The organism is Citrobacter sp. NCU1, from assembly GCF_010231475.1.
Taxonomy (GTDB): Bacteria; Pseudomonadota; Gammaproteobacteria; order Enterobacterales; family Enterobacteriaceae; genus Citrobacter_D.
The window spans coordinates 98,058-120,329 of the sequence record NZ_NRDO01000045.1 but is presented as its reverse complement, the minus strand read 5'-3'; the positions used below and the strand labels follow the sequence as shown (position 1 = coordinate 120,329).

The window sequence follows — 22,272 nt, the reverse complement described above, 5'->3', positions numbered from 1 at the left end:
TTAGCGACCGCCCATAATGGCAATGTAATCCTGCGTCCAACGGCTGTAAGGCACAAATTTGCCGCCTTCTGCGATTGGCGTTTTCCAGAAAGCGATTTTGTCGAAGAAGGTGTAGCCGTTGGTTTCACACCCTTTTTCACCCAACAGCGGGCTGGCTTTACAGCCATTGGGCACCACGGGCAGAGAGCCAAACCAGGCAGCGACATCGCCCTGCACTTTCGGCGTCAGCGACCAGTTCATCCACTTATAGGCGCAAACCGGGTGTTTGGCCTCGCTGTGCAGCATGGTGGTATCGGCCCAGCCGGTCACCCCTTCTTTTGGGAAGACCGTGGCGATTGGCTGGCCTTCGGCTTTCAGCGCGTTTGCCTGATAAGGCCAGGCACCCGAAGCGACCACGCCTTCATTTTTGAAATCACTCATTTGCACGGTGGTATCGTGCCAGTAGCGATGGATCAGACCGTGCTGGGCGCGCAGCACTTCGAGTACGGCCTGGTACTGTTTCTCATTCAGCTGGTAGGGGTCGGTGATGCCTAACTTCGGTTGAGTCGCTTTCACGTATAACGCGGCATCCGCAAGATAGATGGGGCCATCGTAAGCCTGGACGCGCCCCTGGTTTGTTTTACCATCCGGGAGATCCTGCTTCACAAATACCACGCCCCAGCTGTCCGGCGGTGTTGGGAATGTTTTGGTGTTGTACATCAGCAGGTTCGGTCCCCACTGATACGGCGTGCCGTAGACCTTGCCGTCGACGTTAAACCACTCGCCTTTTACGACGCGTGGGTCGACCTCTTTCCAGTTAGGGATCAACGCGGTGTTAATCGGTTGCACACGTTTGCCCATAATCAATCGCAGCGACGCATCTCCCGAGGCGGTCACCAAATCGTAGCCCCCTTTTGCCATCAGGCTCACCATCTCATCTGACGTTGCGGCCGTTTTCACATTGACCGCACACCCCGTCTCTTTTTCAAACTGGGTGACCCAATCGTACTGTTTATCGGTCTGACCCCGTTCGATGTAACCAGGCCAGGCGATAATATCGAGGCGACCTTCCGGTTTTTCTAATGAGGTGGGCGGTTCGGCGGCGTGTGCGGTCATCAATGTCATACCGAGCGCACACAGGCTGCTGCGGGCAAATTTCTTGCTCATAACGTCTTACTCCTGTCGCAAAATATTGAGCGGCAGCCTTGCCGTAAATATATGTCCTTTCCTAAAAATAGTCGGCGGCTTTGAAGCGCACCTGTCGGGGCAAAGAAATTTAATCAGGTTGTGAGCTAACACGCATTACGCTGCGAATAGCAACAGCAATGCAAAATCTTCTGGAGTATAGACAAGGAGTTAGCGCGCAGCGGAAAAACAAAGCGGGCTATTCAAATTTCCTATGACGGGCAATACGTTAATAGCAATGGAGTTAACAATCGATGATGAATAATTATTTTGAAATTGACCCGGCGCTATTCAAATTAAAACAATAGCGCCCGGGAATTTATTTCAGCATGCCGCGAATCAGATTTCCGAGTTGTTTCACCGCCTGCTCTTCTCTTTCTCCCCAGGGCCAGGCGGTATTAAAACGAAAGAAACGCGTCCAGGTGTCAGCGGTGGAAAACATTTTTCCCGGGGCGATACTGATGTGATGCGCCAGCGCTTGTGCGCTCAGCTCCCCGGCATCCAGCGCATCGGGCAGCTCCAGCCAGAGAAAATAGCCGCTGTCATTATGGTGAATTTTGACCTCTGCCGGAAGGTGGCGGAGCAACGTTTGCCAGGCCTGTTGCTTGCGCTCGGCGAGCTGGCGGCGTAAACGGCGTAAATGCGCGTCATAACGGCGTGTCGCGAGGTAATCCACCAACGCCAGTTGCATCGGCGAACTGGTGGAAAGCGTACTCATCAACTGTAACCGCTGGATTTGTCTGGCGTGCTGGCCCGCAGCTACCCAGCCGATGCGAAATCCCGGTACCAGACATTTCGAAAACGACGAGCAATGTAGCACGCTATCGCTGCGATCCCAGGCTTTGGCGGGCAAGGGTTTTTCACGGCCAAAATAGAGTTCACTGTAGACATCATCTTCTATCAGCATCACGTTGTACGCTTCCAGCAGTGCGACCAGCCGCGCCTTTTTCTCCGGGCTGAGCGTGAAGCCAAGCGGGTTTTGGCTGTTGGTCATTAGCCAGCACGCTTTCACCGGATACTCCTGTAATGCCTGTTCCAGCGCCGCCAAATCAATGCCCTCTTTCACATCGGTCGCCACCGAAAGTGCTTTCAGACGTAAGCGTTCCAGCGCCTGCAATGCGCCGTAAAAACAGGGATTTTCAACAATCACCCAATCGCCGGGTTCGGTCACGGCTTGCAGGCTGAGGTTTAGCGCCTCCAGCGCTCCGGCCGTGATCACGATTTCATCCGGAGAGACGGTTATGCCCTGCTGGGCATAACGGCGTGCAATTGCATGACGCAGCTCGGCATTCCCCGGCGGCAGGTTTTCAATGACGCTCATTGCCGTGGCGGTCTTGCTGACCTGGGCGAGCGATCGGTTGAGCTGCTGTAAAGGAAATAATCGCGGATCGGGAAACGCCGAGGCAAACGGCATGACGGAGGCATCCCGGCTGGCCTGTAACATCTCAAAAATATAGGTATTGATGTCCACCGCCTCATCGCGCATGACCTGCGCAGGCGGCACAACTGGCTGGCGCACCGGACGCGGCGCGACATAGTAGCCCGATTGCGGACGGGCAATAATGCGCCCCTGACTTTCCAACAACTGATACGCATGACCGACCGTCATAAAACTCATGCCGCTACTGGCAACCTGCTCTCGCAACGACGGTAAACGGTCGCCGGGCTGCCACACGCCGGAGGCGATTTGATCGCGAATCTGTTCGGCCAGTCGCTGATATTTCTTCATTTCTCTTCCTGAACGCGGACAGGGATAAACGTAGTGTATATCAGTTTACATAACCACCCGGTTTTTGATAACTGTTATGAACAATTTACTTAAAAACCGCGCATTTTCTTGTCTGTCACACGAGCGTCAGTTTCAGTTCTTTCCCCAGCGCTTTGGCCGCAGCCTGGACGGTATCAATTTTCGTCGAATGGCGTAAATCAAAGAGGCGGGTAATTTCTTGTTTTGGCTTACCAATCCGCGTTGCCAACTCCTGCTGCGTGATGTGAGATTCCAGAAATGCGTTGAGTAACAAAATCTTGGAGGTCACGCTTAACGGGACGTCTACGTAAGCATCTGCATCGCAACGCACTGAAGGCTGCGGTATCGATTCATTGTCTTCAAAATAAAATTCAAACGCGGTCATCAGCGCACCAAAGGCCGCCGCTAAAGATTCCTGACGCGTATCACCCTGTGTTAATGCCTCGGGGATATCCGGGAACGACACGACATAACCGCCTTCTGGCGCAGGAGTTAAATTGACGGGATAGCGCATAATGATTTGAGACTCTCGCATGTGGTCAACCTCTTTATCCGTGATGATCAACGCAAACCCAGTTGCTTAAGTATGGCTTTACGCAACGGTTCTTTTATCTCATCGCCGGGATGTCTGGGCATGACGCTGCGTTTCCCGTGATATCTCAGTTTCAAATGATTGGTCCCATTTGTCACTTCAACGCCCTGAGACTCAAGCCAGCGTCTTAATTCGCTTTGCTTCACTGCGCCCCCCAACGGTGTATTATAACCACAAAGTAAACGTTTATGTTTACCCGTCTCTTTATTTAGCATCTATATCACGCTTTTCTTCATCCTGTATCCGCGACATTTAAAAACGGGAACGCGGATTCCAGAATCGCGTTCATCAGCCCCAACACATAACAGCATGCAACTGTTATGGTTAAATAAGCGGGTTCTGTTTCTGCCACTGAACATGCCGGACGCTTAAAATTGCGCTGAATCAATTTTCTCTGTGGAGTTAGGATGTTCGGTCTTGATGCGTTTCACCTGGCGCGGATTCAGTTCGCGTTTACGGTTTCTTTCCACATTATTTTCCCTGCGATCACTATTGGGCTCGCCAGCTACCTGGCGGTACTGGAAGGCCTTTGGCTGAAAACGAAAAATCCCACCTGGCGTTCGCTGTACCATTTTTGGTCGAAAATCTTCGCCGTTAACTTTGGTATGGGGGTGGTTTCCGGCCTGGTGATGGCTTACCAGTTTGGCACTAACTGGAGCGGTTTTTCCGAATTCGCGGGCAGTATTACCGGCCCGTTGCTCACCTACGAGGTGCTGACCGCTTTTTTCCTGGAAGCCGGATTCCTCGGTGTGATGCTATTTGGCTGGCATAAAGTCGGACCTGGCCTGCACTTTTTTTCTACCTGCATGGTGGCGCTGGGCACCATTATTTCAACCTTCTGGATCCTCGCCTCAAACAGCTGGATGCAGACGCCACAAGGGTATGAAATCATCAACGGCCAGGTGGTGCCGGTTGACTGGTTTGCCGTCATTTTCAACCCCTCTTTCCCCTGGCGTTTGTTGCATATGTCCGTGGCGGCGTTCCTGAGCAGCGCATTGTTCGTGGGCGCATCTGCGGCCTGGCACCTGTTGCGCGGCAACAACACGCCTGCCATCCGCGCGATGTTTTCCATGGCGCTGTGGATGCTCTTAATCGTTGCACCGCTTCAGGCTGTGATCGGCGATATGCACGGGCTGAACACCCTGAAACATCAACCGGCGAAAATCGCCGCCATTGAAGGTCACTGGGAGAATCCTCCCGGCGAACCCACGCCACTTTACCTGTTTGGCTGGCCGGATATGGAACAGGAACGTACCCGCTACGGACTGGCGATCCCCGCGCTGGGGAGCCTGATCCTCACGCACAGTCTGGATAAACAGGTCCCCGCTCTGAAAGAGTTTGCAAAACAGGACCGTCCAAATTCAACCATGGTGTTCTGGTCGTTTCGCATTATGGCAGGACTGGGCATGCTGATGATTCTGTTGGGCGCCATCGCACTATGGCTGCGCTACAGAGAGCGGCTATACACCTCACGTCCCTTCCTGCGCTTTGCGCTATGGATGGGCCCTTCCGGACTCATCGCTATTCTGGCCGGATGGGTAACGACTGAAGTCGGTCGCCAGCCCTGGGTGGTTTATGGGCTGCAACGCACCGCCGATGCCGTCTCCGCTCATGGCGATCTGCACATGAGCATCAGCCTGTTGAGCTTCTTTGTGGTCTACAGCTCGGTGTTTGGCGTCGGTTACAGCTACATGATCCGCCTGATCCGCAAAGGGCCGCTGGAAGATGACTCTACGGTTTCGCCAACCGGTACGCCTGCACGGCCGCTTTCTGCTGCTGTCCTCGATTCTCAACAAGAGGCACATCGCTAATGGGTATTGATTTATCAGTAATCTGGTTTGTTATCATCGTATTCGCCACGCTGATGTATATCGTGATGGACGGCTTCGATTTAGGGATCGGCATCCTCTTTCCCACCACCCGGGATGCCGATGATCGCGATGTGATGGTAAACAGCGTCGCTCCGGTCTGGGATGGCAATGAAACCTGGCTGGTGCTGGGCGGCGCGGGATTATTCGGCGCCTTCCCGCTGGCCTATGCGGTGATTGTTGACGCATTGACCATCCCACTCACGCTGATGCTGATGGGATTAATCTTTCGCGGCGTTGCCTTTGAATTTCGTTTCAAGGCCACGCCTGCGCACCGCCCTTTCTGGGATAACGCCTTTCTGGGCGGATCGATACTCGCGACGTTTTCGCAGGGGGTTGTCGTTGGCGCGGTGATCAACGGCTTTTCCGTCACGGGACGCAGTTACAGCGGCGGACCATTCGACTGGCTGACGCCGTTTACACTCTTTTGCGGTGCCGGACTGGTTGTGGCCTACGCGTTACTGGGCGCAACCTGGTTGGTCATGAAGAGCGAGAACCCGTTGCAGGATAAAATGCGGGCGGCGGCGAAAAAGTGGCTGATGGCGTTATTACTGGTCATTGCCGTCATCAGCCTCTGGACGCCGCTGGCGCACAGTGACATTGCCGCCCGCTGGTTTAGTCTGCCAAATCTGTGGTTCCTGCTCCCCGTGCCCGTTCTTGTGGGGCTGTGCAGCCTGTGGCTATGGCAATCGCTGAGCCAGCCGGAGAGCCACGCGCTGCCGTTTATCCTGACATTAGGGCTGATTTTCCTCGGCTTCAGTGGTCTGGGGATCAGTATTTGGCCGCACATTATTCCGCCCTCTATCACCCTATGGCAGGCGGCAGCGCCCGCGCAAAGTCAGGGCTTTATGTTGGTCGGCGCGCTGCTGATTATCCCTGTCATCCTGGTTTACACCTTCTGGAGCTATTACGTTTTTCGTGGAAAAGTGCAACATGGCGAGGGGTATCATTGATGGAACACTCAGTCTGGAAACGGTTGATGTGGCTGGTTATTTTGTGGGGATGCAGCGTCCTGGCGCTGGCCGCCGTGGGCATGTTCTTTCGCGTATTGATGGCGGCAGCCGGGTTTAAAGCGCATTAGTCTGTGTGCCGGGAGCAGCCTCGCTCCCGGCACATGCCTTTCTTCAGCACACGCTGACATATTCTTTTCGCTAATTTGAATTTTTGAATAATAACCCGACGAAAGCATGGGCATGATAGCCGCAAAAGGTAATCAGACGGTGGCATGATGTTGACGAAAGCGTTATCAGTGATATTGCTGACCTGCGCGTTGTTTTCAGGTCAGTTGATGGCGGGACACAAAGGGCACACATTTTTGTGGGTAAAGAACGTAGATCATCAGCTTCGCCATGAAGCGGACAGCGATGAACTTCGAACGGTGGCGGAAGACTCTGCGGAAGGCCTGCGCGAACACCACTACTGGCAAAAATCGCGCAAACCTGACACCCATTTTCGCTAAAACTTAACCTTTACGTTTCGGCAGCGTTTTCATCAGTTCTTCCGGGCTGACCGACGCCACCACACTCCCCGGCAACGGCATTTTCAAAATATGATTTTTGATCTTGCCGATGACATGCATTTCACACGGACGACAATCAAACTTCAGCGTCAGCACGTCATCGCCGTGGACCAGTTGCATTGGCGTGGCTTTCCAGCTCTTGATATTGCCTTTCGCCTGTTTCGGGCACAGGTTAAACGCAAAACGCAGACAGTGCTTGGTGATCATTACCGGCACGTCGCCTTTTTCTTCATGCGCTTCATACGCAGAATCAATCAGTTGTACGCCATAGCGGTGGTAAAACTCACGCGCCTTGCGGTTGTAAACGTTGGCCAGGAAGCTGAGATGGGATTCCGGGTATACCGGCGCGGGCTCCGTCACTGGCTTACGGCGACCGCGCTGATAGCTGGCGAGACGCGCGGCATCCAGCATTTCTGTGGCTTCCCGCCGGAACTGGTTAAGCACGCTGTTTGGCACAAACAGCGCACCAGGCAAATTCACCTGAATATTGCGGGCGTAGTACATCGTCTGCCCCAGTTTGGCTAAACCGTCTTTCAGGTTGCTCAGCGCTTTTTCAGCATTATTGGCTTCATCGAACTGACCGTCCAGGCTATGGGTGATGCTAACGCCCTCTTCGCTGGTCAGCGTCAGGATCAATTGTTCCTGCCAGCCGCCCAGTTCAATATCAACCGCCACCCGGCGCTCGCTGGAGGTTTTGGTTAAGGCCTGCTGCCAGTTGTGGTCAAGGTTACGATTGAGCGGGTGATGTGGGCGCACTTTGTGCAGATCAGCAGGCATCTCGTTTGGCCAGACGCGATAACGATTCTGTCCCGTTTTTTCAACGGTATTGGCGCGAAAACCGACCACGTCTCGCTTAATTAGCACATTTAATCCGTCACCGTTTGCCAGCGGCTCCGTGGCTTCCACGTCGAGATAATCTTTTGCCACTTTCAGAACTTCACCGACCGGAAGACCAATAAACTTTGGCGAATCAAAAGCGCCAATGTCACCTTTACGGTCATTCACAAAATAATCGGTGCTGCCGCGATGGAATGTTTTATCCGTCGAGGGAATAAAGAAATGTTCAGTACGCCCGGCGGATGCCCGGGCCAGGTCGCTACGATCTTCGATAATCGCATCCAGCATCTGCCGGTAATGGGCGGTGATATTCTTCACATAGCTCATGTCTTTGTAGCGCCCTTCAATCTTGAAGGAACGCACACCAGCGTCAATTAACGCCCCCAGATTGGCCGTCTGGTCGTTATCTTTCATCGATAACAGGTGTTTTTCATACGACACAACCCGCCCCTGATCGTCTTTGAGGGTATACGGCAGTCGGCAGGCCTGAGAACAATCGCCTCGGTTGGCGCTGCGTCCGGTCTGCGCATGAGAGATATAACACTGTCCGGAATACGCCACACATAGCGCACCGTGGACGAAGAACTCAATGGTGGCGTCGGTCGCCTGGTGGATCGCCTGAATTTGGCTCAGACTCAGCTCGCGCGCCAGCACAATCTGGGTAAAACCAACATCAGCAAGAAACTTCGCTTTTTCAACGCTGCGAATATCGCACTGGGTGCTGGCATGCAGTTCAATCGGCGGGATATCCAGTTCCAGAATACCCATGTCCTGCACAATCAACGCATCCACACCGGTCTGATACAGATCGGTAATCAACCGTTGCGCAGGTTCCAGTTCATCATCATGCAAAATGGTATTGAGCGTCACAAAGATCTTCGCCCCATAACGGTGAGCGAAAGGCACCAGCTCAGCAATATCTTTCAGGCTATTACTGGCGTTATGACGCGCGCCAAAACCGGGGCCACCGATATAGACGGCATCCGCGCCGTGCAAAATCGCTTCACGAGCGATGGCCGTGTCGCGGGCCGGGCTTAACAGTTCGAGGTGATGAAGTTGCTGGCGCATACAGTGATTACCATCCGATAACAGCGAAATGGCGGCTATTGTAGTCAGAAGCACCGATTTACGAAATACTTTTCCCGTTTAACGCTGTGGGTAATGAATGAGTGAGTGAAAGTGCGCGGTTTGCTCACTGCTGTTGCGGTAGGCGTGGGGGGAGTCCCCGGCAAAGCGCACGCCTTCTCCGGCCTGTAGCGTTTTCCATTCACCGTTGATACACATCTCCAGTTGACCCGAAATAACCACCACATGTTCAATTACGCCGCGTTCATGCGGGGTTGATTCACTGAGTGCGCCCGGTGCCAACAGAATGGAAAAATGGTCAAAACAGAGTTCAGGATCCCAGGGAAACAGCGGTGTGATCACCATTGCTTGCTGTTGTGGATCGAATGCAGGCGGCGTCACGGATTCCGGCGGCGTAATAAAGGTTGAAAACGGTACATTCAATCCCGTCGCTATTTTCCATAACGTCGCCACCGTCGGGCTGGACTCATTACGTTCAATTTGCCCGAGCATGGCTTTTGAGACACCCGTCGCCTCGGCCAGACGCGACAGACTCCATTCACGCTGGTGACGCAACGTTTTCAGGGTGGTGGAGAGATAGTGAGTCAGATTGTCCATTTGCTCCTCCTGCAAAGAGCCAGCTTACCACTTGTACGCTATAACGCACAAATGCTACAGTGAACGACCGCTATAACGCACAAGAAGGTGCCCATGCGTTCGTTTTCTCTTCCTCTGCCCACAGTACTGTCTGGGTTTGTCGCCGTTCTGGTGGGCTACGCGAGTTCCGCAACCATCATCTGGCAAGCGGCTATTGCCGCCGGAGCCACCACCGGGCAAATAGCCGGGTGGATGACGGCGCTCGGCGTCGCTATGGGCGTCAGTACCCTCGCGCTGACGTTGTGGTATCGCGCGCCAGTGCTGACCGCATGGTCAACCCCCGGCGCAGCGTTACTGGTCACCGGACTACAGGGATTGACGCTTCAGGAGGCGGTCGGCGTCTTCATTGTCGCCAATCTGTTGATTGTCCTGTGTGGGGTTACCGGGCTGTTCGCAAGGCTAATGCAGATAATTCCACACTCTCTCGCTGCGGCTATGCTGGCGGGGATCCTGCTGCGCTTTGGGTTGCAGGCCTTTAACCGTTTTGACGGTGAGTTTGTCTTGTGCGCCAGTATGTTTTTTGCCTGGCTGGTGATGAAAATCATCGCGCCGCGCTACGCCATCATCGCCGCAATGTTGGCGGGAATGGTGATTGCATTACTAAAAGGTGACGTTGTCACGCATGATATTCAATTATCGCCGGTGCTCCCTGCATTTATCGCCCCGCAGTTTTCCTTTGCGCACAGCCTTAGTGTGGCACTACCGCTGTTTCTGGTCACGATGGCGTCGCAAAATGCTCCCGGCATCGCCACGATGAAAGCCTCGGGTTATACCTTACCGGTCTCGCCCCTGATCGTTTTCACCGGACTTTTGGCGCTAGTTTTCTCCCCCTTTGGCGTTTTCTCCATTTGCATTGCCGCCATTACGGCGGCGATCTGCCAAAGCTCGGAAGCACATCCGGACGCCAAACGCCGCTGGATGGCGGCAGCGTCAGCGGGAGGGTTTTATCTGCTGGCCGGCGTGTTTGGTGGTTCCGTCACCAGCCTGATGGCTGCCCTGCCCGTGACCTGGATTCAGATGCTGGCCGGACTTGCCCTGTTAGGTACGATTGGTGGAAGTCTGCATCAGGCACTGAACAACGCGACGGAGCGCGACGCCGCTGTCGTTACATTTCTGGTAACCGCAAGCGGAGTGACGTTGCTGGGGATCGGCGCCGCATTCTGGGGACTCATCGCGGGTGGGATTTGCTATAGCGCGTTAGGCCTGGCTCGCCGCACATAGCTGCGACGGTGTTTAAAACGATGGCGGAAGGGTTTTACGAAACGGAACCCGATACGAGGGCGATATCTGTTAAGGCAAGCGAAGAATGGGAGACAAAAAATTGCGCCATCCGAAGATGGCGCAGTGTGCTTATTTCTGACCTGTTTTATTGACATCAAACATGGTCGCATCGGTCGCCATGTCGTCAACAACTTGCTTCAACGCTTCGAACGTCATTTGCGTTTTTTCGTTGTTCAGATCTTTACCTTCACCCTGACGTACAACTTTAATCACCGGCTTATTGGTTGCCGCGTCGACCAGCTCGCCTTCAAAGTAGAGGTGGGTGTCCATGTCACGATGGCCAGTCGCCATCTGCGTACCTGCAACCACTAACGCGACAGGAACCACTTCATAGAATTGCAGCCCTTCTTTGCTGGTATCCACACCGGTGATCGCACCGCGGAAAATCAAAGTGCGAGGACCTGCGGTTGCGACCAGCGGTTTACGCTGCTCGAGTGCCGTTTTCATTTTGGTGTTGGTGTAGCTCAGCAGTTTATCCAGTACTTGCTGTCCAATCTGAGTGCTTGGCTTAGGTACCGGGTAATAGGTAATCGGATTATAAACAATGTTGTCGTAATTTGATTGTTTAAAGCCAGGATCGACCCAACGTAAAACAGGATGCCCCGTAGCAGATTTTGTTTCCTTAAGACCAGAATAGTCTTTTAAAAACCCCGAGTATTTCTCTGGCTGAGTGATTTTCGACGCACAGCCTGATAACGCCAGTAAACCAGTAAGCACTGCAACTTTTATTAAAGTTTGAGCACGCATGAAACGATCCCTTAGTTTTTGAAGATATGCATCTGAAATAATAGCAAAGAGAAAATAAATACGATGTACCAAAAATGGTATCACCTGCACAAATTTTATATCTGCGTTCGGTAAAACAACGAATTCCGAACGCAGTGTAGATCACAATCCTCGTTTATCAATCGGAATTACCCGTTTTTACGCGCCAGTATTGTCGCAAAACGTAATTTAATTCGGTTACCATTAGCATCCGTACGATGTAATTCTCCGACATCTTCGTTGTATTTCAGCAGTTCCCAGCCTTCGTAATAATCGCGCAATTCCCCTTCTTTAAAGGTAAAAGGGAAATCCACGGTACACGGATAGTCTTCCGTATCCATCGCCGCCACGATCAGGTTATACCCTGCTGGTTTTGTGCAGCGCTGCATATTCGCGATCAAACGCGGAACGGTGTTTGCTTCAAGGAACATCAACACCACGGTAGAAACAATAAAATCATATTCGCCGTCAAAACTCAGCGTGTTGAGATCGACCACCTTCTCATGCACATTTTCCAGCCCTTCCGCCGCTTTAATGCGCGCCACGTTGGCGATACTCATCGGGTTTTTATCCCATGCCGTCACATCGAAACCGTTGGCCGCCAGATAAAGCGTATTACGCCCGTTGCCACAACCCAGATCGAGTGTTTTTCCGGGTTTGACAACCTTTACCGCCTCTAACACTTCAGAATGGGTGCGGGTAAGGTCATATTTATCGGTAAAGTAATTTTCGTCACGAAGGGTCATTTTTTATCCTCAGATTTCTGTAATGTTGCACGTTCGGCGCGAATCAGCAGTCGTCCCTGCATCAGTAAAGCAACCGTGCGTACCAGCAATAACGCAATGATAAAATTGGTGAAAATAAACAGTGGGATCGACAACGTATGGAAAAATCCTGTCGATGAGCCGTGCCCCAGATGCAATCCTGTCGTAGCCAGCGCGGAAACGCCGAACGAGAAGCTCCAGAACGAGGCATTAAACGGTTGTGACAGATACCACGGCATCAAGCGCAACATAAAAAGCAGTTGCAACAAACCGTAGCCAAACAGCATCTTCGCCAGAATATCGCCCTCGCCTCCGTTGACGCTCAGCCAGGCGCTACAGGCCACCAGCGCGGGCGCAAGCTGAATGCCAAGCGAGGTGCGTAACATCGTTGGCAGCTCTCCGGCGCTGCGCAGACGCTGCAAAATCACTGGCTCCAGACTCAGCCACGAGAAGACGCCAGCGCCTAAAAACACCAGACCGGCATCATTGAAACCGAGCGCTCCGCAGGCCATCGCGCTAATAAAATTGTTCGCCACCGTCGGCAAATATAACCCTGGCGTCGTGGCCTCTTCAGGGTGTGATCCCCGCCACAAGCCGGCCGTTTGCCACGCGGCGTAGGTCAGTTGAATGACAACGCCAATACTGAATAACGCCACCGATAGCGAACGACACCAGGGAACAAAGCCAATGGCGACCAGCATGGTGGTCGCAGGAAACAGGCTCACAAAGCTACTCATTACCGGATGGCGCACTTCGGCCAGCACACTGTGGGGAAACCGCACCAGGCGACTGAGAAACGCAAGCGTCAGTAATCCCCAGATGATCATCGCCAGTATCACCAGTCCATCGCCAATCCAATGGCTTACAGGCCAAATATGGCTTGCGTACCGCCACGCGAAGCCCATACCGATGGTGCCCAGGACCATGCCAAAGTATCCCGCAGGGAGATTGAGCACCTTGTCGTGCTGATTTTTATTACTCATTTCGTTTAATTTATAAATTATATTTGAAATGCATTTTATGAAATTTCGCTATGTTTATCCAGAGCCGAAATATTTGCTACGGTTATCTTAAGCGACTGAGTGGAAATAACCCATGACCAAATACCGTCTGAGTGAAGAACAGCGATCGTTTAGTTTTCAGGAGAATGGCAGCAAAAAAAGCGTACTCCTGCGCCAGATAATCGCCGTGGAAGATTTTAACGACGTCAAAGCCGGCACGCCAGGCGGCTGGGTGGACACGGATTCCGTTCTCGCGCAGGAAGGTCACTGCTGGATCTACGATGAAAACAGTCTTGCTTTTGCCGGCGCGCGGATTTCCGGGAATGCCCGAATTACCCAATATTGCGTGATAAAAGAGGACGCACAAATCGGCGACAACAGCTGGATAGACCAGGCAGAAATCAGTCATGGCGCCCAGATAAGTGACAACGTCACTGTGCAACATTCCGTGGTGCGAGGGATTTGCCACCTCTTTGGCGATGCGCGTGTTTTGCATCAGTCAGAAATTATCGCCGCAAGAGGGTTAACACGCGCTAACGACCTGATGTTGCAAATCTATGACCGCGCCACGGTGAGTCGCTCGCGGGTGGTGCATCAGGCGCAAATCTATGGCGATGCGATAGTCAATGAGGCGTTTATAGAGCACCGCGCTGAAGTCTTTGACTTTGCCCTGATCGAAGGTAATGCCGAAAACAATGTCTGGATTTGCGATTGCGCGAAGGTGTACGGCCACGCCCGCATCATTGCCGGTACTCACGAGGATGCTATTCCCACCCTACGCTACAGCTCGCAAGTGGCTGAACACGCAACCGTGGAAGGGAATTGTGTGTTGAAACATCACGTGCTGGTCGGCGGGCGCGCCCATCTCAGCGGCGGCCCCATTCTGCTCGATGATCATGTTTTAATTGAGGGCGACACCCGTGTGATCGGCGAAGTAGTGATAGAACACCGTGTTGAGATAACCGACCGGGCGACGGTGGAAGCCTTTGACGGCGACGTGATTCACCTGCGCGGGCCGAAGACCGTTAACGGTGAACAGCACATTACGCGCACCCCCTTAGCCGGTTTACTGTGAAACCGGATCGATGATACGGGCGTACATATTGACGTCGTGATAATCGCCGTTGAGAAATTCAGCCTGTTTCATACAGCCTTCCAGGATGAAGCCGTTGTGGAGTGCTACGCGGTTACTTCTGGCATTATCAACACGGCATTTGATGACAAACCGGCGGATCTCGCCACGCTGGGCATAAAAATGGATGACGCCCTGCAGTGCACGCGAAAGGATCCCCTGCCCCTGATTTTCTTCATCCAGCCAGTAACCGATATAGGCCGTTTTATTAAGCGGTTCGATTAAATTAAACGAAATAACCCCCACGACATCGTCGTGATTAAAAATAAGGTACATTTTGGCGTAGCCACGCTGGTGCAACATCATGTTGCCCTGCACGGTTTTGTGGGTGTCCTCTTCTGAATTGACGAATGGCACCCAATTCAGCGACTGTTGCAGCCACGCTTTATTTTTGAGGATTAACTGATGCAGCGGCGTCACGTAACTTTCTTCTACCGCGCGCAGTTGTAAGGCGTCGTCGAGTGTGATGATGTCGGACATTTCAGGCCATTCCCTTATTAAAAATCAAGATGGCCAGAATAATATCAGATGAAGGGCCTCAATGCGGGTGAAGCCCTTTGAGAACATGCGTTATTCAACACTTTCTTTTTGCAACATTTTAAGCAGATCGTCCTTCAACAGGCGTTTCTGTTACCTCAGGCGAACAATATCCAAATTGTATCCCCGACCATCAGAACCTTCCAGTCGGGCAATCTCGTGTACAGGCATAATTTTACTCGTTGATGTTTTACCTGGACGGTCAACTGGCTTCCGGTATTCCTGTGCCGCGAGCCGCAAAAACCTGATATTCCCAACGCTTCCCGCGCTCTGGCTTAAGCAAAACGATATCGTATGGATCTCCCTGGGGCGTCGTAAAAGACAATGAAGCGTCGCAGAAGCGAATACCGTGAACCGGGATGGTAAACGTCGGCAGGATCACTTTTTCTGAGACGGCGGCCTCTGTTCAGACAGTTATCAGGGTATCCAGGCCTATGCCCGGATACCGCTGCGTTATGGGATGAAAAGCCTCAGACCGTGGCCCGGACATAGTCTCCGGGAGCCTCCGCCAGCACGGGCCAGGTTTCATTCCCGACGGCATAAGCGGCCACCGGCTCTCCCTTCTCCTTGCTTTTCAGCCACTGATGCCAGTGCGGCCACCAGGAGCCAGGGTGCTCTTTCGCCGTGCTCAGCCAGGTCCCGGCATCATCCGGCAGCGTATCGTTCACCCGGTAACCATATTTCATGCCGGCTGGCGGGTTAATGATACCGGCCACATGCCCGGCCCCTCCGAGCACAAACGTGGTGTCGCCTTTCAGGTGTCTCGCCCCCTGATACGTGCCCTGCCATAGGGCGATATGATCGTCACAGGCGGAAACAAAATAACCGGGAATATCGATCCGCGACAGGTCGATATACACCCCGCCCACCTTGAAACCCCGCGGCTGGATCAGCCGGTTATGCAGATAAAATTCCTGCACGATATCCTGCCAGCAGGCGGCGGTGACGTTAATGCTGTCGCTGCTCCAGAACAGCAGATCAAAGTCCCGGGCCGGTTTTCCCAGCAGATAGTGGCTGGTGTAGTAATTCCAGTAGAGACTGTTCTCGCGCAGGGAGTTAAACGTGACATTCATCATCCTGCCATCCATATAGCCCCGCCGCGTGTTCTGTTCGCTGATAACAGACACCAGCGCCGGATCGATATAGGCTCCCACCTCGCCCGGCGTGGAAAAATCCAGCAGCGTGGTGAAGTAGGTGGCTGATCTGATTTTTTTCTTCATCCTTCTGGCCGCATAATAGGCAACCGTGCAGGCCAGCAGAGTGCCCCCGAGGCAATACCCGGCGGCATTGATCTGCCCGCATCCGGTGATCCCTTCAATCACATTCACCGCGTTGACTACGCCGTCCAGCACATAGCGGTCAAAGCCAGTTTCCCGCAGGGAGGCATCCGGATTGCGCCATGACAGCATGAACACAGCATGTCCCTGCTCCAGCAGCCAGCGCACCATGGAGTTTTTCTCACGCAGATCCAGAATGTAGTATTTGTTGATGAGCGGCGGGACGATCAGTAACGGGGTTTTGTTCACCGTCTCCGTCAGGGGGGTGTACTGAATCAGTTCACAGAGGTCGTTCCGAAAAACCACGGCTCCCGGAGTGGCCGCCAGATGCACCCCAGGAATAAAGGCATTTCTGCTGACCTGGCGAATATTCAGTACCCCATCGCTGTGGCGCAAATCATCGGTAAAACGGGCCAGACCGTCCCTCAGGTTTTCCCCATCAGTGTCGGCTATTCGGGCCAGTGCCTCCGGATTGGTGAACAGGTAATTGGCCGGAGAGAGCGCGCTGAGCAGTTGGCGGGAAAAGAATTTCAGCCGTGGGAGTCCTTCGTCGCCCTCTCCGCCCAGGGTGTCCAGCAGCGTGTCGACGCTCCGGCAGAAGTATAAATAGCGCGCTTTCAGCTCACCGTACATATCGTCCTTATTCCATTCCGGGGCACTGAACCGTGCATCTTCAGCCCCGGACAGAACGTCCTGCGTCTCAGCAACCTGTTTCTCCCACCAGTGCTGCATTCTGTCAGCAAACTGCTCCGGAGCCTGAAAAAGCGACAGCAGCGCCTCATTCACGTCCCGGAGATTAATGGCATACAGGGTTGCCAGCACCGGTGCCAGGCTGCTGAGCGACAGAGTGTCATCACTGTCAGCCTCCTGCTGTGGCCTGCTACGGGCAGCGTGTAAAACGGAATCGGTCATAACCATCCCTTTTATTTGCGGGCCTCACGTCAGTGAGGCCCGTCCTGTTATGACCCGGTGCGTGACCGGGCGGCGTTTTCTGTCATGAGCATTTCAATATCGGCCCTGAACGCTCTTGCTATTTCCGTAAACTGGCTACAGTCCTCCACACAGCGCCGGGACAACGCCAGCAGGCTCTCCAGTTGCTGTGCATTGAAAGCCGCCAGGGACGACAAATCCTTCACCTCCCCCAGGGCATGCAGATGGGCGTTGCCGATATCGCAACGGGCCTGCATGGACGCCAGGCTGAGTCCGGTCAGCTCTTCTACGTTTTTGGCCATCATCTGGTTAAAACGGGCATACGGGATCAGGATTTTTTCGACCTGCTCAGACAGGTTTTTGTACATCTTGGTATACATACACGGGGTTCCTTTTTGAGTGAGTAACAGAAAATCCGGGGCATTTTTATGCCATCCGGAGGGATTACATATTTTTCAGTATGACTGCCGTGCCCATGCCCCCACCAATACAGAGGGTAGCCAGGCCTCGCCCGGCCCCACGCCGACGCATTTCATACAGCAGCGTGACAAGAATGCGGTTACCAGAGGCCCCCAGCGGATGACCGAGCGCAATGGCTCCGCCATTCACATTGGTGCGGGCCAGCAGCGCCTCCGCAGGGGTACGGGTGAGCCTGGCGATCTCCTGGATCACCCCCAGCGCCTGGGCGGCAAACGCTTCATTGCATTCACACAGATCGATGTTGTCGATAAGCAGCCCGGCCTTCCCCAGCGCCCCGAGGCAGGCACCGACGGGCCCCAGTCCCATCACATCCGGGGCAACCCCGACCTGATGGTAGCTTTCGATTTCCACAAGCGGCTGCAGATGGTATTTCTCAACCGCCGCTTCTGAGACAACCAGGATGGCGCTGGCGCCGTCATTAAGGCCGGAGGCATTACCGGCAGTCACCGTGCCTCTGTCGGTAAACGCAGGAGACAGAGCCGCTAATTTTTCGATGGTGACACCGTCCCGGGGGTGTTCATCCTGCGCCACCGTCAGAAGACCGCTACGCGACTTCACCTCAACCGGCACAATTTCGTCTACAAATCGCCCCTGGCTGACGGCGGCCACCGCTTTGCGCTGGCTGGCCAGCGCAAAGCGATCCTGCTCTTCACGGCTGATCTCCAGTCGTCGGGCAATATTTTCCGCCGTGAACCCCATGTGGTATCGGTTGAACGCATCCGTCAGCCCGTCACTGATCAGCAAATCCCGCAATTCCAGATGCCCCGGTCGGATGCCGCAGCGGATATCTGCAGGGACGGTAAAGGGGATCTGCGACATGCTTTCAGTCCCGGCCGCAATGACAACCTCCGCATCACCCGCTTTAATGTGGGCGCACGCGTCCATGACAGCTTTCATACCGCTGCCGCACACCATATTCAGGGTGTAGGCCGGAACCCGGTCCGGGATACCGGCCGCCAGGGCGACCTGACGCCCCACCCCCATTCCCTGTCCGGCACCAATCACATTCCCGACGATCACTTCGTCAACGACGGAGGCCGCCAGTTGGACCTGGGCCAGGACGGCTTTCACGGCTTCAGCGCCCAGCCTGGCCGGAGAGAGGGTTTTCAGTGCGCCCTTAAAACAGCCAACCGGCGTCCGTTTTGCTGCCACGATATACACTTTCACAATCTGTCCTCCTGTGCGTCAGTCACGCCTCAGTGCATGTACAACCCGCCATTGACGGAGAGGGTTTCCCCGGTAATGTAGGCGGCAGCGTCACTGGCTAAAAACGCGACTGCCGCCGCCACTTCATCCGGGGTGGCCAGACGCTGCATCGGGATCCCGGCGGTGATAGCCTGCAGCGCTTCCGGTTTCATCATTTCGACCATTGGGGTGCCGGTATAGCCGGGAGCCACAGCATTCACCGTCACACCGGCCTTTGCCCCTTCCGCTGCAAGGGCTTTGGTGAACCCAATCATGCCCGCTTTCGCTGCAGAGTAGTTCACCTGGCCGAACTGCCCCTTCAGTCCATTCACAGAAGAGATATTGATAATGCGGGCATTCCCTCTCTCACACATGCCCGGAAACAGGGGACGGGTGACGTTATAGATGCCATTCAGGTTGACATTAATCACTTCATGCCACTGTGCGGGCGACATGCGTTTAAACGTGGTGTCCCGGGTGATCCCGGCGTTATTGACAAGCACATCGATATGTTTTTCCTGATCCAGTAATTCGCACAGTGTTTTTTCACACCCGCCGGTATCCGTGACATCCAGGGGAAGTAAAAAAACCTGTGTTTCTGAATAATTATTTTTCCTGAACCATTTCAGGGCCTGTAATTCATCGCCGGGAATATAGCAGACAATAACCCGATATCCGGAAGAGACCAGTGCGCGGGTGATTGCTGACCCGATACCACCGTGTCCACCTGTTACCAGTGCTTTTTTCATAAAATACCGCCAGAATAAAAATTAAAAACAGATGAGCCTGCCTCTCTATTTTCAAGAGGCTGGGGAAAATAAAATAAATAACGAACAAATAAAGGCGTCTGGTTTTTACCTCCAATTACAACAAGTCTGAATACAGAGTATTTCGCTTTGGCGGATTATTATTTGAATCTCATCACATCGACGGATTTTAATTAAAAAAAGGGTGATCGAAGTCATGCTTATGCGATCAAAATAGGTTTTTATTGCACAAAAACACTGACAAATAGATCAAAATCGCAATAAATAATCATTTTTCGGCATAAACAGCTTGACTTGCACAAAAATGCGTTAGCATGAATTTAGATTTCAAATTGAGCACTACGTGCTTTTTTAGGGATAAATAGTTATCAATAAAATAGTGCGATCGCAGCAATAAATATTCATGTCGGTATACGGAAATCGACGAGTGAATCAAAAACAGTAAAATGATCCTTAAGCACCATTAAAATAATGAAAACACATTCAGGAGTATTTTTCTTCATTAGACATATGTTCTCGACAAATGAAATAAATGCGATGAATAATTAATAACTGAGCGGGTAAGTTTATTCTCAGGTAATGCATAACAACGGTTACGCATAAATTATCCGTTATGGACGTTCTTGTTTATGAATGTTTTGGCGTAAATATCGTTACGAGTACGGTATTTAAATGCCAGGATGGCAAACTGGATTGGAATTGTCATCGGGAAGACACCAATATAAGGCGGCCTTTTTATTGTTCTTTCGGAACCTCGATAACGTCATCAATAATCCCCAGGGCCAGTCGCGCCATCCATTTCGCAAAGCGAGAATATCCAGGATACTGCTGGTAGATGCAGTCCATCCGCACCGTTGATTAACCTGGATGCGCTGGAGCCGGCTCAAGCGGAGGTAATGGAAATTCCGGCACAGAATCGCTGTACTCAGGGAAGAATGCGAACGGGATCGGGTTTAAATCGTGTACAAACGTCAACGGCGGGAAATGTAAAAACGGCTCCTCCCGGAGGAAGAGCCGTGATAAACGTTATTCGCGCATTATGCGATCGTCAACATACTGACGTTTGTCCGGCGCTGGCGGGAAATAGTGATACAGCCAGGTTTCGCTGATTGCATCACCCTGACAGCGCAAGAACAGGCGCATATCCACCGGATCGGTAGAGTCCGAGGTGGGGTACCAGTCAAACTGAATGCGATAGCCGTCGAACGGCTCAACATAGAGAATTTCGATCTGTTTCGCTTCACCGCTGGAGAGCGTAATCACCGGCTCAATGCCCTTCGGCGCCGCCGCTTTCAGATCGCCGCCGACGAAATCAATGGCAAAACGACGACACCATTTCTCCGGATAATGCTCGCCCGGCGCCCAGCCTTCCGGGAAACCGCCCATACCGGTACGGGTTGCCATCACGCGCGCCAACGGCGAACGTACAGGCGGTTGCGCGCTCCAGTACAAACGGTATTTGAACGCCAGTTCGTCACCGGCTTTAATCGCTTTTTCCGGTTGCCAGAAGCAGACGATGTTATCCAGTGTTTCTCCGGTCGTCGGGATCTCCATCAGACCGATCGTGCCCTTGCCCCATTGATTACGCGGCTCGACCCACAGGCTTGGGCGTTTGTTATACCAGCCCATGATGTCCTGATAGTGGGTAAAATCACGATCAAGCTGCAACAGACCAAACCCTTTTGGGTTGTTGTCGGTATAGGCATTGAACTGCAGTTTTTGCGGGTTATTCAACGGACGACAAACCCATTCACCGTTGCCGCGCCACATTGCCAGGCGATCGGAATCGTGGATTTGCGGGTGAATGGTGTCGCACATACGGCGTTCGTTATTGCCGCAGCTGAACATACTGGTCATTGGCGCAATGCCCAGTTGCTGAATGTCTTTACGGGCATAGATGTGATTTTCCACATCCATGATCACCTGCGTCTTCTCACAATGGATCACAAACTTATAGGCACCTGTGACGCTTGGGCTGTCTAACAGCGCGTACACCGTAAACGTGGTGTCGCCCGGCTTCGCGGTTTCAAACCAGAATGCCGTGAAATCAGGAAACTCTTCTTTTTTGTCCGCGTAGGTATCAACTGCCAGACCACGCGCAGACAAACCATACTGGTAGGTGTCATCAACGGCGCGGAAATAGCTGGCGCCGAGGAACGACACAATATCGCGACGCGCCAGTTCCGGAGCCTTAAACGCGCGGAAACCGGCAAATCCAAGGTCGGTCTGCCCTTCCAGTTGTTTTGTGTCGACGCCTGCATCGTTGTATTTGAACAGTTCCGGGCGGAAGTGGATCTCACGCGCCTGATGCGTTCCCGCATCCACGGAGAACATCCGCACGCGACGACGGAATCCCATCCCGACATGGAAGAACTGCACATCGAGTTCGCGACCTTCAACGTTATTCCACAGCGACTGTTCAGCATCATACTGGATGCTGTTGTACGCCTGCGGCGTCAGTTTCGCCAGCGTGTCAGGCAGCGCGCGCGGCGCTCCGCCCCACGGTTTCTCCGCCAAATCGTGTGCCATAGATTGCAGAACAGAGAAGTCAAAACGGACGGTTTGACCATCAGCAATGTCGGATTCGGCAGCAAACGCGGCGCGAGAAAAGAGAGATGCAATACCACTGGTACCGCATACGGCGGCCATTGCCATTGAACCTTGAATAAATCGTCTACGATCCATACCTGAAAGTGAGTCCTTC

22 protein-coding genes and 1 pseudogene are annotated in these 22,272 nt (G+C 53.2%); 6 read left to right on the top strand and 17 right to left on the bottom strand.

The genetic code is table 11. The features are described from left to right. The 4 genes from ydcS to CJP72_RS15455 all read right to left on the bottom strand — a co-directional run bounded on the left by ydcS (position 1) and on the right by CJP72_RS15455 (position 3,649). The gene (gene ydcS / locus CJP72_RS15470) at positions 1 to 1,146 is read right to left on the bottom strand and encodes a putative ABC transporter substrate-binding protein YdcS (protein ID WP_162382240.1); all 1,146 of its coding nucleotides are present in this window, start codon (positions 1,144 to 1,146) and stop codon (positions 1 to 3) included. A gap of 337 nt (positions 1,147 to 1,483) precedes the next feature. Further along, positions 1,484 to 2,893, bottom strand: a complete 1,410-nt coding sequence (locus tag CJP72_RS15465; RefSeq protein WP_162382239.1) for an aminotransferase-like domain-containing protein — start codon at positions 2,891 to 2,893, stop codon at positions 1,484 to 1,486. Positions 2,894 to 3,008: 115 nt separating this feature from the next. After that, a complete protein-coding gene (locus tag CJP72_RS15460; protein ID WP_162382287.1) occupies positions 3,009 to 3,425 on the bottom strand; it encodes a type II toxin-antitoxin system HicB family antitoxin in 417 nt (138 codons plus the stop codon). Positions 3,426 to 3,472: 47 nt separating this feature from the next. Further along, the gene (locus CJP72_RS15455) at positions 3,473 to 3,649 is read right to left on the bottom strand and encodes a type II toxin-antitoxin system HicA family toxin (RefSeq protein ID WP_162382286.1); all 177 of its coding nucleotides are present in this window, start codon (positions 3,647 to 3,649) and stop codon (positions 3,473 to 3,475) included. Between the two features lie 261 nt (positions 3,650 to 3,910). Here CJP72_RS15455 and CJP72_RS15450 point away from each other — a divergent pair, with 261 nt between their 5' ends. The 4 genes from CJP72_RS15450 (at position 3,911) to CJP72_RS15435 (ending at position 6,830) form a co-directional block, all read left to right on the top strand. Next, positions 3,911 to 5,314 (top strand): cytochrome ubiquinol oxidase subunit I, encoded by a 1,404-nt coding sequence (locus CJP72_RS15450; RefSeq protein ID WP_162382238.1) that lies wholly within the window; start codon positions 3,911 to 3,913, stop codon positions 5,312 to 5,314. Next, a complete protein-coding gene (cydB, locus tag CJP72_RS15445; protein WP_162382237.1) occupies positions 5,314 to 6,324 on the top strand; it encodes a cytochrome d ubiquinol oxidase subunit II in 1,011 nt (336 codons plus the stop codon). The genes CJP72_RS15450 and cydB overlap by 1 nt, the downstream gene beginning before the upstream one ends. Further along, the gene (locus tag CJP72_RS15440; protein ID WP_162382236.1) at positions 6,324 to 6,452 is read left to right on the top strand and encodes a DUF2474 domain-containing protein; all 129 of its coding nucleotides are present in this window, start codon (positions 6,324 to 6,326) and stop codon (positions 6,450 to 6,452) included. The genes cydB and CJP72_RS15440 overlap by 1 nt, the downstream gene beginning before the upstream one ends. A 147-nt stretch (positions 6,453 to 6,599) precedes the next feature. Then, positions 6,600 to 6,830 (top strand): DUF2554 family protein, encoded by a 231-nt coding sequence (locus tag CJP72_RS15435; RefSeq protein WP_162382285.1) that lies wholly within the window; start codon positions 6,600 to 6,602, stop codon positions 6,828 to 6,830. Positions 6,831 to 6,833: 3 nt separating this feature from the next. Here CJP72_RS15435 and CJP72_RS15430 read toward each other — a convergent pair whose 3' ends face one another. Next, positions 6,834 to 8,795 carry a peptidase U32 family protein gene (locus CJP72_RS15430; RefSeq protein ID WP_162382235.1) on the bottom strand — a complete coding sequence of 654 codons (1,962 nt, stop codon included), beginning with the start codon at positions 8,793 to 8,795 and terminating at the stop codon, positions 6,834 to 6,836. A 78-nt stretch (positions 8,796 to 8,873) separates the two neighbouring features. After that, positions 8,874 to 9,410: a helix-turn-helix domain-containing protein gene (locus CJP72_RS15425; RefSeq protein ID WP_162382234.1), complete on the bottom strand. Its 537-nt coding sequence runs from the start codon at positions 9,408 to 9,410 to the stop codon at positions 8,874 to 8,876. A 72-nt stretch (positions 9,411 to 9,482) separates the two neighbouring features. Between CJP72_RS15425 and CJP72_RS15420 the strand changes: the two genes are divergently transcribed. After that, on the top strand, positions 9,483 to 10,670 hold the full coding sequence (locus CJP72_RS15420) for a benzoate/H(+) symporter BenE family transporter (RefSeq protein WP_342212319.1): 1,188 nt from the start codon (positions 9,483 to 9,485) through the stop codon (positions 10,668 to 10,670). Between the two features lie 129 nt (positions 10,671 to 10,799). Here the strand turns inward: CJP72_RS15420 and CJP72_RS15415 are convergent, their stop codons facing one another. From CJP72_RS15415 to tehA, 3 genes are all read right to left on the bottom strand, one after another. After that, positions 10,800 to 11,477, bottom strand: coding sequence for a DUF3313 domain-containing protein (locus tag CJP72_RS15415; RefSeq protein WP_162382284.1), 678 nt, complete (start codon positions 11,475 to 11,477; stop codon positions 10,800 to 10,802). Between the two features lie 167 nt (positions 11,478 to 11,644). Then, entirely contained in the window at positions 11,645 to 12,241 is a 597-nt protein-coding gene (tehB, locus tag CJP72_RS15410; RefSeq protein WP_162382232.1) for a tellurite resistance methyltransferase TehB, read from the bottom strand. After that, positions 12,238 to 13,242 carry a dicarboxylate transporter/tellurite-resistance protein TehA gene (gene tehA / locus CJP72_RS15405; protein WP_162382231.1) on the bottom strand — a complete coding sequence of 335 codons (1,005 nt, stop codon included), beginning with the start codon at positions 13,240 to 13,242 and terminating at the stop codon, positions 12,238 to 12,240. The genes tehB and tehA overlap by 4 nt, the downstream gene beginning before the upstream one ends. 112 nt (positions 13,243 to 13,354) lie before the next feature. On the opposite strand from tehA, the gene ydcK reads away from it, so the two are divergent. After that, positions 13,355 to 14,335: a YdcK family protein gene (gene ydcK, locus CJP72_RS15400; protein WP_162382230.1), complete on the top strand. Its 981-nt coding sequence runs from the start codon at positions 13,355 to 13,357 to the stop codon at positions 14,333 to 14,335. Here the strand turns inward: ydcK and rimL are convergent. The 8 genes and pseudogenes from rimL to CJP72_RS15365 form a co-directional block, all read right to left on the bottom strand. Continuing rightward, positions 14,327 to 14,872 carry a 50S ribosomal protein L7/L12-serine acetyltransferase gene (rimL, locus tag CJP72_RS15395; protein WP_162382229.1) on the bottom strand — a complete coding sequence of 182 codons (546 nt, stop codon included), beginning with the start codon at positions 14,870 to 14,872 and terminating at the stop codon, positions 14,327 to 14,329. The genes ydcK and rimL overlap by 9 nt on opposite strands. A gap of 153 nt (positions 14,873 to 15,025) precedes the next feature. Continuing rightward, positions 15,026 to 15,091, bottom strand: a pseudogene (locus CJP72_RS25580) (hypothetical protein); the annotation flags it as partial. A gap of 308 nt (positions 15,092 to 15,399) precedes the next feature. Continuing rightward, positions 15,400 to 17,118, bottom strand: coding sequence for a class I poly(R)-hydroxyalkanoic acid synthase (gene phaC / locus CJP72_RS15390; RefSeq protein ID WP_162382228.1), 1,719 nt, complete (start codon positions 17,116 to 17,118; stop codon positions 15,400 to 15,402). A 47-nt stretch (positions 17,119 to 17,165) separates the two neighbouring features. Continuing rightward, the gene (locus tag CJP72_RS15385) at positions 17,166 to 17,516 is read right to left on the bottom strand and encodes a phasin family protein (protein ID WP_162382227.1); all 351 of its coding nucleotides are present in this window, start codon (positions 17,514 to 17,516) and stop codon (positions 17,166 to 17,168) included. A 64-nt stretch (positions 17,517 to 17,580) separates the two neighbouring features. Further along, a complete protein-coding gene (locus CJP72_RS15380; RefSeq protein WP_162382283.1) occupies positions 17,581 to 18,786 on the bottom strand; it encodes an acetyl-CoA C-acyltransferase in 1,206 nt (401 codons plus the stop codon). A gap of 26 nt (positions 18,787 to 18,812) precedes the next feature. After that, positions 18,813 to 19,550, bottom strand: a complete 738-nt coding sequence (locus tag CJP72_RS15375) for an SDR family oxidoreductase (RefSeq protein WP_162382226.1) — start codon at positions 19,548 to 19,550, stop codon at positions 18,813 to 18,815. Between the two features lie 753 nt (positions 19,551 to 20,303). Continuing rightward, a complete protein-coding gene (locus CJP72_RS15370) occupies positions 20,304 to 20,414 on the bottom strand; it encodes an arylsulfatase (protein WP_162382225.1) in 111 nt (36 codons plus the stop codon). Between the two features lie 180 nt (positions 20,415 to 20,594). Beyond that, entirely contained in the window at positions 20,595 to 22,253 is a 1,659-nt protein-coding gene (locus CJP72_RS15365) for a glucan biosynthesis protein D (protein WP_162382224.1), read from the bottom strand. Positions 22,254 to 22,272: the final 19 nt, after the last annotated feature.